Raw genomic sequence first — 15525 nt, forward strand, 5'->3', positions numbered from 1 at the left:
GCTACAATAACAAACCACCAAAGGTGTGATCGAGTGGGCTCGAACGGTCCCTCACCACATCTGCGGAGAAATCGTCATGCCGAAGAAGATGGGCGCCATTTCGAAGAGGATGCCTTCGCCCGACGGGAGCGCGACGCTGACCCGTGGCGTGCGGCCGTTTAAGGTCGCTTATATGGGGCGAAGTATGACCGTAAGTTTGCCAAGGTGCTATCCGAAGGACTGAGGCGAGGGTGTGCATGTCGGAGACGACATAAGCGTCGTCGACCGCGCGATCCGGACGCTGAGGGGCCGTGGAATTCGGGAAAGCAAGTGTCGGCGGGTGAATCAACACGGCTAAAAACTGTAAAGTCGAAACGTCTGATACCGAAATCGAAGTTGACACAACGCATGCTGACCACAGTAGCGAGACTTCGGACTCACTCTGGCAAAAAATGGAGCTTTCCGGGTCCCCGATCAGCCCTATTGAGCGGTTTGTGGCAAACTTGCCTCCCAACATCACGCTCGTTGATGGCGCTTGTGCGCGGCCGTTGCTGGCCTCTGAACAGGTGACCACCGCCGAGGCCGGCTTGTACGCCTTGCCGGGGCTGTGCTCACGGGAGGCCGAGGGGTCGTCGGCGCAGGGAGAGAAGGACATCCAAATCGTTGGCCTCTCAGCCGACGGTTGGCCCGGAGAGATGCACTCCCTCGGAAGGCTTCCTACGGCTTCACCTGATCTGCCGTCCGTGGCAACCCTTCATTCAAAGTGTTGGGGGTAGATTGGGAAAACTCTTGATTACAGACGTCGGGCCTATGAAGCCTTTAGAACAGCCTTGGCCAGATAGCGACCAAAAGGTACCCACACCGTTTGCATACAGGCCGGACCAAGACCTCAACTCTGCGCCTCCGGCGTAACGACGATCCTTAGCTTGTCCCGCGGCCACCGCGGATCGGTGCTGATCAGTCCGGACACCCCCGACCGCCGCACCAAGGCATTCGCGTGAAAAGCGCCGCGCGGCTCGACTGCCCGGCAGCCTCACCCTCAGCCAGCGTAAACAAGTCCTTACGAATGCTGTTTCTCAGAACCACCCAACAATCCTCATCAGCGCAATGACGTACATCGGTGGATTCGGTGGTAACGGACATGCTCGTGAAGCGGTCGTCCGCGCCGAAGTCGGTGACACCCACCGCGCCGATCTGCTGCGGCTGCTCCGCCCATGCCGAAGGCGCGGATTGGAGGGAAGTCGCAAAAATCGTTTTGCACATGGATCCGGACGTCGCTCCCGATCGAGCCCGGCGGGCATGGGAAACCCATCTGGCGCCCGCGCCCAATGGATGACTAAGAAGGGCTACCGTTACCTTCTGCGCGGAGGTGCAGCAAACGCGTCGCAGTCGCGACAAGCCATGGCATGCCAGGAGATCGCAAAGGCCGCCATCTTGGCGCTGCTTGTGTCGATCCGACGCCGTATCCTCGTTTTATTCGGCGTAGGGCAGCGCAACCCCCAGACGCTATGGTGCGATGGCCGACGCCGCACAGACGGCTTATTCGGCGCCCTCATAAGCGCGAAGGCTAGCATCGACCATTGCGCAACCCGAAGTGATGCCCACCGAGCTACGGCACGAACAGTAGACGCCCAGGCTGAACAGACTCGGGCGACAGCTCGCGGAAATGAAAACCGAGCAACTTCCGGTCGATCAACCGGACGGTGGCGCGTCCCGTGCGGCCAATCCACGGCACATCTTCGACGGCGCCGTCCGGCGTGATCCAGCACGCGGTGAGGAGGCGGTAACGGCCTGGCCGCACTTCGTCGATGCGGCACAGCGCATCCAGCACGCCAGCCTGAACGACTCCATAATTAGCCGGGAATGGAAAACACGTAATCCGCTCGAAGGGCGGATTTCGTGCATGTTTCAGAAGGCAAGGGAGTGAGTGGCCTTCGATTTGATAAGTAGCGCTTAGCGAAAAATGATACTCTCAAACCTGCTTGAAATTATGCTATTTTACTAAGCATGACTATGCAAACGAGGGATAAATTAAACCAGCTCGAGCGGACCCTTCCTGAGGGCCTCCTTGTCGATTCCGCATGGATGACAAAGCACGGATACTCCACGGGCCTGCGTAGCCAATACGTCGCGTCAGGCTGGCTCGTTCAGCCGTCCCGCGGAACCTTCAAGCGCCCGCTCGGCACCTTGACCTGGCAGAAGGTCGTCATATCGCTCCAGACCCTGCTTCAGCGGCCCCTTATAGTTGGAGGACGGACCGCGCTCGAACTGCAAGGCTTCTCGCACTATCTCCAGGCCACAGGACCAGCCGTCGTTTACCTTTACGGTCATGATGCCCCGCCCGGCTGGTTATTCAAGCTGCCGCTCAAAGAGCGATTCATCTTTCGGAAAAGCCAGGTGCTCTTCAAGTCCGATCCCGTTACCAAGGGACTCAAGAACTATGCCTGGAATGTTCAGGACAACACTGGCGAAGCGGGATCATTCAAGCAAGTCTGGGACCAGGCCGAGTGGCCATTGACCGTTTCGTCACCCGAACGGGCGCTGCTCGAATTGCTCGACGAATTGCCAAACAACGAGAGCTTCCATCAGGTCGACATGCTCGTCGAAGGCTTGCGCAACCTCAGTCCGCGGCGACTGCAAAAGCTCCTGGAAGACTGCAAGAGCGTCAAAGTCAAACGCCTGTTCTTCTGGTTCGCCGAACGTCACAATCACTCCTGGCTCAAGCAAATAGACCGCAGCAAGGTCGACTTGGGGAAAGGGAAGCGCATGCTGGTAAAGGGCGGGAAGCTCGATCCGAAATACATGATTACCGTGCCGCAGGACCTGAGTGCCCCTGCCTGAGCGATTTCAGCGCCGGGTCGCGCTGCTGATCGAAAATCTGCCGTTTGTGGCGGAGGAGAAAGATTTCGCCCTCAGAGGCGGCACGGCCATCAATCTATTCGTACGGGATATGCCCCGCCTTTCGGTCGACATCGACCTGACGTATTTGCCCGTGGCCCCTCGGCCCGAATCATTGGCCGCGATTCATGCCGCCATGAAACGGATGGCGGCCGCGATACGTGATGGATTAGGCGAAGTGCACGTCAATGAAGTTGTGAACCGAGCCGAAGGCATTGTCACCAAGCTGACCGTTCAACGAGATGTGGCGCAGATCAAGATTGAGGTAACCTCGGTTCTTAGGGGGTGTGTATTTCATCCAGAGCTGAGGTCGGTCTCAACGAAAGTGGAAGAGCAATTTGGTTTCGCCGAGACCTAGGTTGTCAAGTGTGCTAGCAGGCGGTTGAAGAAGTCTTTGAACGGCGCGCGACGCATGGGATGTTATCGCCGTTGAGGAGGGCAGATCTCCCCTTCGAGTGAGCCGTCATCCTTTAGTTCGGCCCAACCGTCCCCCTCAGCTGGCTCCATTTCGTCGTTTCCCTGCCAGCCGAACGCGACGGCATCGCCGTGGCAGGCTCCATGAATGGAGCCTGTGAGGCAATCGAAGGCGAATTCGCCGCCGGCCTCGTCGAACCGGATGTAGGCGCTCGCCAAGGCCATGTCGTAGCCCGGTGTCTCGACGACCTGCCATCTGCCCCGAATGCTCATGCCGGTGCCGCCAGAAGCTTGGGAAGCCGTATCAAATTATAGGCCGCAGCGCCAAAACGAAGACGGCATCCACCCGCTCGCGGCCTCGCAGCTTGACCTTGGCCAAGCCAGCGGAACTCTTGATCCAGCCAAAGACTTCTTCGATGCGTTTGCGGCAACGTTGGCTGATGTCGTAGCCGCTGTGACGCGTGGTACGCGCGTCGATCGCCGTCTTGCGCCGCTTGCCGGTCTTCCTCAGATGTCCATCAATCGCGATATGCGGGGTAACCGATCTATCTCTCAGGTCGTGCACGAACCGCGTGACATCATAGGCCTTATCCGCCCCCAGAGTGATCCGCTTCGCGCACCCGCGCCTGGCGATCATGGCAAGCGCAATCTCCCGTTCAGCGGTGCCCGTCGCTTGGCTCACCTCGCCCAAAACCGCTAAACCATTGCGGTTCTCTATCAGAGCATGGCCCATATAGCTCAGCTTGGCTGGCTGGCCGTCCCCCTTCTTGTAGAGCCGTGCTTCAGGATCGGTCGTGCTCGCATGGGTCTCGTTGGATCGCTTCTCCTTGTGGAAGCTGCGCTCGGCGTTGCGTCCCGGACCATCCTCGTCTTTGTCGCTGCCATCCTTCTTCCGGAAGCTCTTGATCGAAGCCCAGGCTTCAATCAGCGTACCATCCACCGAGAAGTGATCGCTCGATAGCAGACGCTTGACCTTTGGCTGCGCCAAAAGCGCGTTCAGGAACTTGGCTGCAATCTCGCCCTCAAGCAGCCGGTCGCGGTTCTTCGAGAAGGTCGAATGGTCCCAAACCGCATCGTCCACCCCAAGCCCAACGAACCAGCGGAACAGAAGATCGAACTCTATCCGTTCCATCAGATGCCGTTCGGAGCGAACTCCATAAAACGCCTGGAGGAGCATCGCCCGAAGCAACTTCTCCGGTGCGATCGAGGGGCGACCGAAGTCCGTATAGAGCTTGCCGAACTCCCCAGAAAGGTCGCCCAGCGCCGCATTCGCCAAGTCTCGGATCACCCGTAACGGATGGTCGACGCGAACCCGAGCCTCCAGGTCCACATAACTGAACAGCGAGCCGGACCGTTCGTCTCTCCCCCGCATCGCGCCCCCCAGTTAAATCCTGGTCCTAGAGAATCACGATACAAAGCGCTTCGCTACCGACTTCTTCAACAGCCTGCTAGCCGTCTTTCGTGGACAGAAAGACGGCTGGGGCCTCGCTTATTGGTTCGCGTCCGTCAGCAGCTTCCTGGCGGTAAGCGACCGCAGAACTTGCTTCCCCGCCAACCAGCACGCGTCATTGCGGCGTCGGAAGACGAGGTGGCTGGCGTACTCCATGGCTAAGAAGGGCTGGGAGTTGGTCGCGCGGCAGCACATTCCTCTGCGGCAACCTATTCGCGGTCGGCGGAATTGATTTCGGATCGATTACGCGAAGGGGGCTGTTTGCTTGGCAATGATTCGCCAACCATTCACGCCTCCCTTCGGACAGCGCTAACGAATCAAAAAGCGTTTTGCCTCACGTTTGCGGTCACCAAGTCAGTTTGGGGAGCCGGATATGAACGGGACAGCGGTCCTAGAGAATGTTCGTCGATTCCGCACAATAGCTTCGCTGTGCCGCCAAACTGCGGCCTTTCGGCCGATTCAAAGTTGCTCTCTCCTGGCGCAAGCGGAAGAATGGGAGCATATGGCAGTAGCAGAGCTCGAAGACTACTTTGCTGCTCGCGCTCCCCTTCAGGTTATCAATTGACTCTTTTGCGCGCCGCAAGCTCGATCCTTCAGGGCTGGATCAAGGCGCCCTAACGGTGGCTTCGCTGGATGCAGCGCAGCACAGACGGCCGTGGGTCTGCAGGCGTACGCATCCGGTAAAGACCCTGACTAGATCTGTCGTCGTTTCCGTTTGGTCTGGGTTTGCCGCAAGATGGTTTTGATGTTCAGTCCGGGGTTAGTGGTTCCCTTGGAGTCCAGTTTGGGTCAATCCGAGCCGGATAGCTGTGATCGTGTCTCCATCAGCGTCCTTTGAGGTGATCCCGCAAGCTCGTCCTTGACCACGTGGGTTCGGCATTTTTCATCAGGCCGGGAAAGATTGACGTCTTTGGGGCCATAATGACGTTGAACCTGTTGGCCAAATCTCTATTTCCCAAGCAGGAGATCTATCATTTGAAGTCGACCCGCGACAGTCCAAACATACCGGTACAGCCGAACGTCAGGCGGCGTGCGGTCTTGGAAACGGCACGGAAACTTGGTCTGCTCGGTGGCGAAAACCGTCGGATCGGCGGCCGCGTTTGCCAAGATCTGGTGGCAGCTGCGAAGAAAAAGTCCGGCATATCGTCCGACACCGAGCTTATCGAGTACGCGCTGGCGGAGGTGGCGCTCGAAGACGACTTCGGCACGAGACTCATCCGTTGCAAAGGCCAGGTCGCGAAAGACGTCGACCTTGAGTTTTGATCTGCTCCGTGCGCTGCGGCGGATCAAGCGGCATCGCACTGCGACCGCGGTTCACCGCCGCCATGCGAGTCGTGGAGACGACGCATCTCTGAAAGCTTGCTTGAAAGTATGCATTTGTCATCTTTGCCGGGCAGTTGATTGGGCTCAAGCAGCGTGAGCGACGTTCTGCGAACGTCAGTTCCAGGGGAGGAGTTCGTGAATGCGCTTGGCAGAGTGATCCGGCAGGCCGGCTAGGACGTCGGCGAGCCAAGCTTGCGGATCGATGTTGTTGAGCTTGGCAGTAGCGATCAGACTGTAGATCGCAGCGGCGCGACGGCCGCCCTTATCGAAACCCGCGAAGGTTCAATTCTTTCTTCGTACGGCGACGGCCAGTAGCTCGCGTTCGGCAGCGTTGTTCGACATGCATAGGCGCCCGTCGTCGAGGAAGCGGGTGAAAGCGTCCCAGCGGCTGAGGCAATAATTGATGGCCTTGGTCGTGTTGTTGTTACTGGAGAGCTTGGCGCGCTGCTCGCGCAGCCAGCTTTACAGTTCGGTCATCAATCGGCGGCTACGCTCCTGGCGCACCCGCAAACGTTCCTGCGGCGCGAGACCGTCGATCTCGCGTTCGATGGCGAACAGGACATCGATGCGCTTGACCGCCTCGACCGCAATCGGCGCTTGGCTGAGCCGTGCGAGATCGAAGAACTTGCGCCTGCCGTGTGCCCAGCACGCGGCCTCGATGATCGGACCTCCTTTGCGGTTTGCTTGATAGACCCTGCCGAAACCGGCGTAGGCGTCGGCCTGCATCAGTCTGGCATATCCCGCCAGATGCTGCTCCGGATGCGCACCGCCACGATCGGGCGAGTAGAAGAACACGGCCGTCGGCGGATCGGGGCCGCCAAACGCTGTCGTCGCGCACATAGGTCCAGAGGCGACCGGTGCGGGTCTTGCCCTTGGCCAGGACCGGCACCGTAGTGTCGTCGGCGTGGATGCGTTCGGCCGCGAAGACATGGCTCCGGATCGCGTCAACCAGCGGCATCAGGGTTGCGACGGAGGCACCCACCCAGTCCGCGAGCGTCGATACGTCGAGATCGATGCCTTCACGCTGGTAGACGTCGCTCCGACGATGAAGCGGCAGGTGCAGGCCGCACTTGGCGAACAGGACATGGGCCAGCAGCTTGGGCCCTGCACGCCCGCGCGCAATCGGATGCGAGGGAGCCGGCGGCTGGGTGATCGCTTCGCAGGCCCGGCAGACGAGCTTCTCGGGCACGTGCTGGATCACCTTCCACTGGCGCGGAACGAGCTCCACCATCTCGGTCACGTCCTCGCCGATCTTGCGCAAGGGGCTGTCGCCGCAGCATGGGCAGGTGGCAGGCACCGGATAGACAAGGCGCTCCCGCGGCAAATGCTCCGGCAGCGGCCGGCGGGCTGGCTTGCGGCGCTCGAACGATGGCACCGCTATCTTCTCGGCTGCCATCTGCGCCGCGGTCTCGGCTTGCGCCGCGTTCTCCTCCAGGTCGGCGAGCTACAGCTCGAGCTGGTCCAGCAATGCGCCCCGCTCGGAGGACTGTCCGAACTGCTCGTGCCGGAGCTTCTTGATCGTGAGCTTGAGCTTCTCGATCAGCAAGGTCCCCGCCTGGGCCTCGGCTTCCGCGGCCAACCGGGCCGCTCGCTGGGCGCGCAGCATCGCCTGCAGCGTGGTCACATCGTCGGGAAGAGAATCATCGGCGCCCATCGCCGACCAGAGAATCACAAGGCGCGGTCTCTGTCCGGACCGCTGATCGTGCCACCGATTCAAATCCCAGCGATCAGCCGGCCGCCTGCGGTCGCCAGGTATGTTGCGGCATCCGCCAGTCGATGCCCTCCAGCAGGTAGCCGAGCTGGGCTGGGGTGATTGTCACCACGCCATCAGCCGACGACGCCACAGGAAGCGGCCGCGCTCCAGCCGTTTGGCATAAAGCGACATGCCCAGTCCATCGTGCCAAAGGATCTTGATCAGCTTGCCGCTTTTGCCACGGAACACATAGAGGTCGCCGCCGTGCGGGTCGCGCTTGAAGGCTTCCTGCACCAGCAAGGCCAGCGAGTTCATGCCGCGACCCATATCGGTGTGGCCGGTCGCAATCCACAGCCCCACGCCCGACGCAATGGGGATCACCGTAGGCGTCCATCTGCCAGCGCCGCCACGACGGCCTTCAGCGTCGCCGCGTCGACCGCACCCGTGATCCGCATCCGAGCCCCGGCCGCAAACTCGATCTCAATCGACCCGCCGCTGCTGGCCGGCGCGACCGGACAAGGCGTCGACCCTGATTCCGCGACCACCATCGCCGGTACGAAGCCAGGTTGATGGGCGGCATCCTTCGGCTCCGGCCGAAACGAGCGTCGCCATCGCAGCAGCAATGAGCGCGAAATACCGCCGCGCTGTTGCCGCGACTTGGCGCGGCGCCTGTAAGCTCTCCAGGACGATCTTGAGCTTCTCATCCTCGGACCAGCGCCGCCGCCGGCCCGTGTCCACCACCTCAACCCGTTCAACTTGGGCACTGCGTCTATCACCGTCCATAAGGACAGTTCTCAACAACATGCCTCATTCGGCAAGGCGGCCTTCACCGGACGGATACCTGCAGGCAGAGGTAACTATCCTCGATCATGATGTCGTCTCGTGAAACGATTGCCGACCAAATCGAACGCCTGCCCGCTATTTTAGGTGATCGACCGAGAGATGGCTCAGCCCGGATCTCGTCATCGGGTGCAGCACTGATCTCAGGGCCCGCTGCGCCTCAGCCAATCAGTCACTCAGCCGCAGCGGCGCTTGCCACGCGATCATCTTTCGTCGGTAAGGCTGCAATTGCCAAGCCCGAAGACGATTTGTTTCCGATTTACGAGCCTTAACTGAGTCTGACGTGCGCAAGTAACCCGTGAGCGCATGCGTGCACGGTTGCGGAGTGCAATGCTCCCACCGACCAAGATCTCACCGGGATGCGCCTACCGCCGGCATTTAAGACACCACGCTTCAGCCTAACGAGCGCTGATGCTGTCTTCTCCAACCACTATGCCGAGGCCCGTCCCCACGGCGCCGACAAACTGAAATTGAATTCCCGCATTTTCAAGTGTAGCTCTCAAGCGGGCAAGCGTGTCATCATGCGGCACCGAGCGTCCTAGCTCGTATTGCGCGATGGCGCGCTCGGACAGTCCTGATTTGAGACACAGCTTTCCCCGACTCCAGCCAAGCCAGGCGCGCGCAGCGCGCAATTGATTGGGGCTGATTGCGGTCATATTAACCATATTCACACCGAAAAGTGGAAGTTTCCGCGGTAATGTGGTAAATGATCGGTTAACGTGCTGCCGAAGACAGAACGTCTGCCAACAAGCGAGCCATCGAAAGCTAACATCGAATCCTTGAACATGGATTTAGATGAGCGGGCACGCGTGTCCTCAAGAGTCGGGTTGCCAGGACCCACTCACGCAAGGGAATCCTTGACTTCGGCCGCGACGCTTATTTTCGCGGGCATCTAACAGATCACGTCCAACCTGTTGCTACGGGAGTTTACATGCCCGCTTCAGCTACACGTGCGCCAATTGCTACGGCAATTCCCCGCTTCTCATCATGTTCACCCACGGGCTGGTGGCGATTGCGTCAACCGGACACCTTTTCGCTCGACGATGTAGCAAGGATACGTCGGGCCATGATCGGCACGGAAGTTCCGGGGGAGCCCGAATGGCGCAGCGCCGTGCTGGGGAATGCGCCGATCGCCGTGGGAGTTGCAGTTCGACAGCTCAAATCGAAGCGCATCGGTGCGGCTGAGGTCGATCTGGCCCTGTCGGCTGTGCTTTGCTGCGCAATCGAAGGGAACGCAGCATCTGCGATCGTTGTGTCTTCAGCCCTAAGGCGTCGCTCGAAGATCGACGTCCGGTGCAAGATGCTGAGTGAGCTTTGGCTCTTTGCAGACTTCTAGCGTGCTCGTCTCGCTGGACTCGATGGAGGGAGGGAGCATGACTGGGACAGCCTCTTGTGGCGACTTGGCCACGCTTCATGCGCAACTAACTCGGCTTCTGAACGACATTCGAGAGTTGCGCGTGAAGACAGCGCCGGCTCCGATTCATTTGGAGGAAGCTCCGCTAGTTGACCAATGGTCGATCGGTCTCATTCCGGTTCCTTGCATCGTTGGGACGATGGTCGGGTGCCCAATTTTCCGCAACCAGCCGCGCATCCACACGCAACAGGCTGTCCTGATCGACCCCAAAGCCGGTTGGGCTCGAACGTGGTCGGGATTCTATCGACTCGGCACCAGACAAGTCCTCGAGAGCGGCGATGAGTGATGAGCGACCTCATTCTCTCTGTTAGCAGTTCGACTGCTTAACTCCTGCTGACACAGCCGGCGTCGATAGGGTCCGGGCGAGCGGCACAGACCGACAACTCGACGAGAAAGCGCGGCTCTATGGTTGGGGTACTGTTTGCTTACGACGCAACACGCGCACTTCGAACGGCGGACCGGTACCAGCCCGGCAAGACAATCAGGCTCACATGGGACCTGCGAACCGTCGTTACCTGCGGTTGCGTTGCAAATTAAAGGCTCTGTCGAGATCTTCGCGGCTCCCAAGAAGGGATGGGGTAGCGGTATGGCGGCTAGTGATTGGCGAGTCGAGCTCGTAAAGACCTATCCGGACCTCTTTCACCCGGTCGGCGACCCGCCCGCGGCTGAGGGCTGGCCCGAGGTCGGCGAAGGCTGGCGCGACTTGCTGGAGCGCGCTTGCGTCCGGATCCGGGCGGAGGTCGACGGCGGGATCTTTCACGCGACGCAGATCAAGAAGAAGTACGCGACTCTCGGATTCTACTTTAATGGCACCTTGTCTCCAGAGGCTGAGGCGAAGGTCGAGGAAGCCATCGACCTGGCGGAAGCCCGCAGCGCCTGCACCTGCGATGTCTGCGGCGAGCCCGGCCGGCTCTACGACACAAGCAGGCTGATGACGCGCTGCGCGGAACATGCCGAGGCGCGGAGCCCTGTCGGGTTCCAGCCCGAGTTCGAGAATGTCCACGTCAAGGAACAATGGGTCGGAAACCAGCGGATTGTCCGGCGCCGCCGCTACGACCGCGAGACCGACTCGTTCGTCGACGTCGATCCAGGCTCCCTCGGAATCGAGGAGGAGTAGCGATGGCCAGATTTCGCTGCGCCGCCTGCGGCCGCGAAGGCGAGTTCGTCTACGACCCTCAGCGCCACGAATGCCCGCGCTGCAGCTCGAAGGATGTGGTCTTCGCCCTCGCCATCGACGAATTGTCCGACGAGATCATCGAAGCGATCGCTTCGGCCGAACCACTCGACGATCCCGAAACCGATGAGAACTGACGCATGGCTCTGGATTACGTCCGAATTGATCCGCGGCTGGCATCAGCCTGGAGGCGCACGTCCGGGTTTCGACGTCATGATCGTCGTCCGAGGACACTGACATCAAGAGCGAGGCTCCACGCATGAAGACCATCACGATCATCGAGGACGACGAACGTGCGCGCTCGATCTACGTGCGGCCCGACGGCGACGTGACGGTGTTCGACCGCGACCGCAAATTCCGGTTCAAGATTGACATCGCTGCGGCCAAAACGACATGGCAGATCCTCGCGCGCGTGGCGCCCCTGATAGCGAATGCTGAGTCCGTTCGGGTCAAGATCGACGACCTCGCCGATAGGTGTCGTACCGGTTGGCGTCCGGGGTATCCGGACGAGATCGATCCGGACATCCCGCAGCGGACACTGCGACGCGCGCGGTTCGGCATCGACCTGATCCGCTATCCGGACTACGACGATTTCTATAGCCCGGCCACCATTTTAATGGGAGATGACGAGAACGGCCAGTTCCAGGTGACCACTGAGATCCTGTGGATCGACGCCGGCTGCGAGTGGGCGGTCTGCGAAGATTGCTTCTGGTGGACGCCACCCGACGATCGTGAAAGCCATGGAGACTGACATGCGCCTCTGGATCATGTCTGACCTCCACGTCGAACTCACCCGCGGCTGGGACCTGCCGTCCCCGGCCGAGCGGCCGGACTTCGATGTCCTGATCGTCGCCGGCGACCTGATCCCGAAGATGGAGCGCGGCGTGAAGTGGCTGCGCGAGCGCGTGCCTGACCGGCCCGTCATCTACGTGCCCGGGAATCATGAATTCTACGGCACGGATGAGATCAGGACCGTGGAAAAGGCCAAGGAAGCCGCCGCTGGAAGCGACGTCCATGTGCTGCAGAACGAGGCCGTCCGCATCGGCGCCGTAAGGTTCGCCGGCGCCACGCTCTGGACCGACTTCGCCATCAACGGCGACGCGCATCGCGCGATGGCGGTCGCCGGCGACCGGATGAACGATTTTAAGAAGATCAGGACTGCGGCTTACAGGGAACGTTTTCTCCCGCATCACGCACTCACCCGACATCTGAAGTCCCGAGCGTTCCTGAAGGCCGAGCTGCGCAAGCCGCGGGCCGAGGGCAAGTTGGTCGTCGTCACGCATCATGCGCCCATCCCCGGGATGTCGCATGAAGCCGGCCGATCGGGCAACGATCCTAGTCTCGCCCCGGCCTACCGAAGCGATCTCAGGATGCTCATGTCAGCCTCCCCGGACGACGGGCGCGGCGCACTGCGGCCTGCAGATCTTTGGATCCACGGCCACACGCACGAATCCTTCGATGCTGTGATCGGCGCCACGCGCGTGGTGTCAAACGGGAAGGGCTACGGGCCCTGGCTGCCGCGCGAGCAGGCCTGGGACAATCCGCATTTCGATCCGAATTTCATTGTTGAAGTCTAATTGAGGGCTCATGGCCGACATCCACAACGGGAAGCACATCGAAGCTAACCCTTCCCTTCATCAGGTTTCGAGTGTTTCCGCATGTTCTCCAGAAAAGCGCGACAGGACCGCTCTGACCTGCTCGTTTCCGAAGACCACACCGCGATCCCAGCACGACGTCCGGCGCTTCGAGACGCGCTCAGGCTTCCGTCGATTCTCAAGTCCGGACGATCGGCTATCTTGCGTGAGCGATTGTTACATCCAAGCAGGCAGAGCTTGGCGCCGTCGTCATGCAGCGCCACGAGTGCCGCGTCCTCCGGGACGAGGTATCTGCCCGACGCGTCCTGGATGTCCAGGAGAAAGGCCTGGTGCTGGTCTCTCTCGCCTATCTAGAGCTCACGTGGCTGATCGTCACCGCCGAGGATATCCGGCGCGAGCCCGACACGCCAACGTGAGGACCGTCTGGGCATCTCAGTTGCATCCAGTCGGAAGCGAGATGCGCGTACACATTCTAACGATCCTACAGGAAGACGGGCCGCTGCAGTTCGGCTGGCGACTCAAGCGCCTCCGCGCCGTTCGGGACGCGGCGCTGACGGTGATGGTGCTTGCATGCAGCGATCTGCTTGAATTCGACTTCATCTCGCAGCCGCTCAGCCCCCCACCATCATCAGGAGCCGCTCGTGACCAGGAATGCGAAGAAATTGCAGCGCCGTTCGAAGGCCTTGGTAAGGACGAAGGTCGCGCCTAACCGTCCGAGAACGGCGAAGTCGCGCTCGCGAAAAGGCGCGCGCGACTTCGTGGCTGCCGCGGTCACCCCTTTGCTGGCCGATGTCGATGTACAAGCGGCCGCCACCAGCAAAGCGCCTCCGCAAGCGAGACCCGCTGCAAACAAGACGCACCCGTCGGCGCGCTGTGCAATTGTCGCAGCAGCGTTCCGTCAGGCGACCAGCGGCGCCGTCCGGCGGCAGTTGAAAGGCAGGACCGCACTCGCCCTGGCTGTCTTGGTGCCGGGGCCGAGCTGGATCAGGCCGGTCCGAGATCTGTTCATCTCGCGCTTCGGAGAACAATGGCAGGCGGTCGCGGTGGAAGCCCTGAAGACGCCGCAGCAGAAGTCCGACCTAAACAGCGAGATCGCGGCCGACCTCGCGCGCGGCCGACCGGTGATCGGCGTCGCGGTGGATCATGACGCGCTGCCCGGGGCGCTGACAACGGCCGCCGATCTGACGATCCGCATCAACGCGCCGACCGCGGCGACAATCGGACGCGCCATCCGCATTTTCACTGGACGGCCGGTCGCGACCGACATCGACGACGGCATCGCCGCCGGGCTCGAATTCCACGATCTGGTCGCCACGTTCCGGGCCGACTCTTCGCCTGCCGATATCATTGCGCGGCTGCGGAAGGCCGTCGCGAGCGCGGGCGGTGCCGGGACGACGGAACGCCTGCCGAAGCTGGAGGACGCGGTCGAATACGGCGATGCACGAACCTGGGGCCTGGCGCTGGCGCGGGATTTAGCCGACTACCGCGCCGGGCGTCTCGACTGGCAAAGCGTGGACCGGGGCGCGGTCTTGTTTTCGGAGCCCGGCCTCGGCAAGTCGCTGTACGCGCGCGTCCTGGCAAAGGCCTGCGGTCTGCCGCTGATCGCTTATTCGATCGCCGATCTTTTCGCGAACTCGCCGGGTTACCTGGACTCGGTGATCAAGGCTTCGCGCACAATGTTCGAGCGCGCCGCTGCCATGGCACCTTGTATCCTGTTCTTAGATGAAATCGACGCGCTTCCAAACCGCGCCACCATGTCGCCGCGCGGCGCGGACTGGTGGACCCCGGTGCTAACGGACTTCCTCCTCAGCCTTGATAACGCCGTTGCCGGGAAGCGCGCCGGAATCGTGGTCTGCGCCGCCACGAACAACATCCGGGGGGTCGATGCAGCCTTGTTGCGCCCCGGCCGCCTTGAGCGGGCGATCGAGATCAAGCGGCCCGACTGCGCTGGCGTCCTCAATATCCTGCGTTATCATCTGGACGGCCAGCTCGCAGATGCGGATTTGACCGACATCGCGCATCTGATGAACGGCTCAACAGGCGCCGAGATCATGATGGCCGTCCGTGGCGCACGCCGCTTTGCCCGCTACGGCGATCGCGCCCTACAGCTGGAAGACCTCATGCGGGCCATTACGCCAGTGGAGGAGATCGCGCCAGCGGCGCTCAGGCGGATATGTATCCATGAAGCCGCTCATGCGGTGGCTTCGCTCGTTGTCCCATCCGGAATCCTCAAGCGGTGCGTCATCGGATCCAGCGACATAACAGCAGCTGGCCGGACGCTGATCGAGGACGAAAGAAGCGATCTGATGACTCGCGATGCGGTCGAGCGGCGCGCTGTCGTTATCCTCGCCGGGCGTACAGCCGAGCGCATTTTGATCGGCGAAGCCAGCCTAGGAGCAGGCGGCGACGACGATTCCGATCTGGCACAGGTGACGCAATTCATAGCAACGCTGCATTTCTCGGCGGGTCTGGGCGATACGCTGGTGTACATCGTCGCACACCGCGATGCGCTATCCGCGATCCGCGGCGACCGGCAGCTTCGTTCCAAGGTCGAGCGGCACCTCCAGACCCTACAGGCTCGCGCGGATGAAATAGTTCGCCGGTACCGCGACGCCGTTCTAGCCGTCGCCGATCGCCTTCGCACGCACCGGCAGCTTTCGGGAGAGGAAATTCGCCGGATCGTCGACAGGACGCCGCCGCACGACCAGGCCGGGACCAGCGATCATTAAACCCAGGAAGGAGACC

General features: G+C 61.2%; 17 protein-coding genes and 2 pseudogenes. 12 read left to right on the forward strand and 7 right to left on the reverse strand.

All coding sequences use genetic code 11. The features are described from left to right. Nucleotides 1-936: 936 nt before the first annotated feature. Nucleotides 937-1242 (reverse strand): hypothetical protein, encoded by a 306-nt coding sequence (locus ACVJGD_RS22650; protein ID WP_456636395.1) that lies wholly within the window; start codon nucleotides 1240-1242, stop codon nucleotides 937-939. A 346-nt stretch (nucleotides 1243-1588) separates the two neighbouring features. After that, complete coding sequence (locus ACVJGD_RS22655; protein ID WP_456636396.1) at nucleotides 1589-1810, reverse strand: hypothetical protein; 222 nt, start codon at nucleotides 1808-1810, stop codon at nucleotides 1589-1591. Between the two features lie 176 nt (nucleotides 1811-1986). On the opposite strand from ACVJGD_RS22655, the gene ACVJGD_RS22660 reads away from it, so the two are divergent. Both ACVJGD_RS22660 and ACVJGD_RS22665 read left to right on the forward strand, forming a co-directional pair. After that, nucleotides 1987-2820 carry a type IV toxin-antitoxin system AbiEi family antitoxin domain-containing protein gene (locus ACVJGD_RS22660; protein ID WP_456636397.1) on the forward strand — a complete coding sequence of 278 codons (834 nt, stop codon included), beginning with the start codon at nucleotides 1987-1989 and terminating at the stop codon, nucleotides 2818-2820. Continuing rightward, nucleotides 2807-3235 carry a nucleotidyl transferase AbiEii/AbiGii toxin family protein gene (locus ACVJGD_RS22665; RefSeq protein ID WP_456636398.1) on the forward strand — a complete coding sequence of 143 codons (429 nt, stop codon included), beginning with the start codon at nucleotides 2807-2809 and terminating at the stop codon, nucleotides 3233-3235. The genes ACVJGD_RS22660 and ACVJGD_RS22665 overlap by 14 nt, the downstream gene beginning before the upstream one ends. 62 nt (nucleotides 3236-3297) lie before the next feature. On the opposite strand, the gene ACVJGD_RS22670 is transcribed toward ACVJGD_RS22665, so the two are convergent. Together ACVJGD_RS22670 and ACVJGD_RS22675 are read right to left on the reverse strand one after the other, a co-directional pair. After that, nucleotides 3298-3564, reverse strand: a complete 267-nt coding sequence (locus ACVJGD_RS22670; protein ID WP_456636399.1) for a hypothetical protein — start codon at nucleotides 3562-3564, stop codon at nucleotides 3298-3300. Next, nucleotides 3561-4663, reverse strand: a pseudogene (locus ACVJGD_RS22675) (IS5 family transposase). Before ACVJGD_RS22675 ends, ACVJGD_RS22670 begins: the two are co-directional and overlap by 4 nt. A gap of 451 nt (nucleotides 4664-5114) precedes the next feature. Between ACVJGD_RS22675 and ACVJGD_RS22680 the strand changes: the two are divergent. After that, nucleotides 5115-5306, forward strand: a complete 192-nt coding sequence (locus ACVJGD_RS22680; RefSeq protein ID WP_456636400.1) for a hypothetical protein — start codon at nucleotides 5115-5117, stop codon at nucleotides 5304-5306. A 356-nt stretch (nucleotides 5307-5662) separates the two neighbouring features. Further along, entirely contained in the window at nucleotides 5663-6004 is a 342-nt protein-coding gene (locus ACVJGD_RS22685; protein ID WP_456636401.1) for a hypothetical protein, read from the forward strand. A gap of 174 nt (nucleotides 6005-6178) precedes the next feature. On the opposite strand, the pseudogene tnpC reads toward ACVJGD_RS22685, so the two are convergent. From tnpC to ACVJGD_RS22700, 3 genes and pseudogenes are all read right to left on the reverse strand, one after another. Further along, a pseudogene (gene tnpC / locus ACVJGD_RS22690) lies at nucleotides 6179-7718 on the reverse strand (IS66 family transposase). 162 nt (nucleotides 7719-7880) lie between these two features. Beyond that, a complete protein-coding gene (gene tnpB, locus ACVJGD_RS22695; protein WP_456636402.1) occupies nucleotides 7881-8138 on the reverse strand; it encodes an IS66 family insertion sequence element accessory protein TnpB in 258 nt (85 codons plus the stop codon). An 857-nt stretch (nucleotides 8139-8995) separates the two neighbouring features. Further along, nucleotides 8996-9253, reverse strand: a complete 258-nt coding sequence (locus ACVJGD_RS22700) for a helix-turn-helix domain-containing protein (RefSeq protein ID WP_456636403.1) — start codon at nucleotides 9251-9253, stop codon at nucleotides 8996-8998. A 410-nt stretch (nucleotides 9254-9663) separates the two neighbouring features. Here ACVJGD_RS22700 and ACVJGD_RS22705 point away from each other — a divergent pair, with 410 nt between their 5' ends. The 8 genes from ACVJGD_RS22705 (at nucleotide 9664) to ACVJGD_RS22740 (ending at nucleotide 15509) form a co-directional block, all read left to right on the forward strand. Then, the gene (locus ACVJGD_RS22705; RefSeq protein WP_456636404.1) at nucleotides 9664-9933 is read left to right on the forward strand and encodes a hypothetical protein; all 270 of its coding nucleotides are present in this window, start codon (nucleotides 9664-9666) and stop codon (nucleotides 9931-9933) included. Between the two features lie 37 nt (nucleotides 9934-9970). Next, entirely contained in the window at nucleotides 9971-10297 is a 327-nt protein-coding gene (locus ACVJGD_RS22710) for a DUF6634 family protein (RefSeq protein ID WP_456636405.1), read from the forward strand. A 300-nt stretch (nucleotides 10298-10597) separates the two neighbouring features. Further along, nucleotides 10598-11128, forward strand: a complete 531-nt coding sequence (locus tag ACVJGD_RS22715) for a hypothetical protein (protein ID WP_456636406.1) — start codon at nucleotides 10598-10600, stop codon at nucleotides 11126-11128. 2 nt (nucleotides 11129-11130) lie between these two features. Beyond that, nucleotides 11131-11322: a hypothetical protein gene (locus tag ACVJGD_RS22720; protein WP_456636407.1), complete on the forward strand. Its 192-nt coding sequence runs from the start codon at nucleotides 11131-11133 to the stop codon at nucleotides 11320-11322. Between the two features lie 122 nt (nucleotides 11323-11444). Then, nucleotides 11445-11936 carry a hypothetical protein gene (locus ACVJGD_RS22725; RefSeq protein ID WP_456636408.1) on the forward strand — a complete coding sequence of 164 codons (492 nt, stop codon included), beginning with the start codon at nucleotides 11445-11447 and terminating at the stop codon, nucleotides 11934-11936. 1 nt (nucleotide 11937) lies between these two features. Then, complete coding sequence (locus ACVJGD_RS22730) at nucleotides 11938-12762, forward strand: metallophosphoesterase (protein WP_456636409.1); 825 nt, start codon at nucleotides 11938-11940, stop codon at nucleotides 12760-12762. A 269-nt stretch (nucleotides 12763-13031) separates the two neighbouring features. After that, nucleotides 13032-13196, forward strand: coding sequence for a hypothetical protein (locus ACVJGD_RS22735; RefSeq protein ID WP_456636410.1), 165 nt, complete (start codon nucleotides 13032-13034; stop codon nucleotides 13194-13196). A gap of 225 nt (nucleotides 13197-13421) precedes the next feature. After that, a complete protein-coding gene (locus ACVJGD_RS22740) occupies nucleotides 13422-15509 on the forward strand; it encodes an AAA family ATPase (protein ID WP_456636411.1) in 2088 nt (695 codons plus the stop codon). The last annotated feature ends 16 nt before the right edge of the window (nucleotides 15510-15525 follow it).

Source organism: Bradyrhizobium sp. USDA 10063 (genome assembly GCF_054063735.1).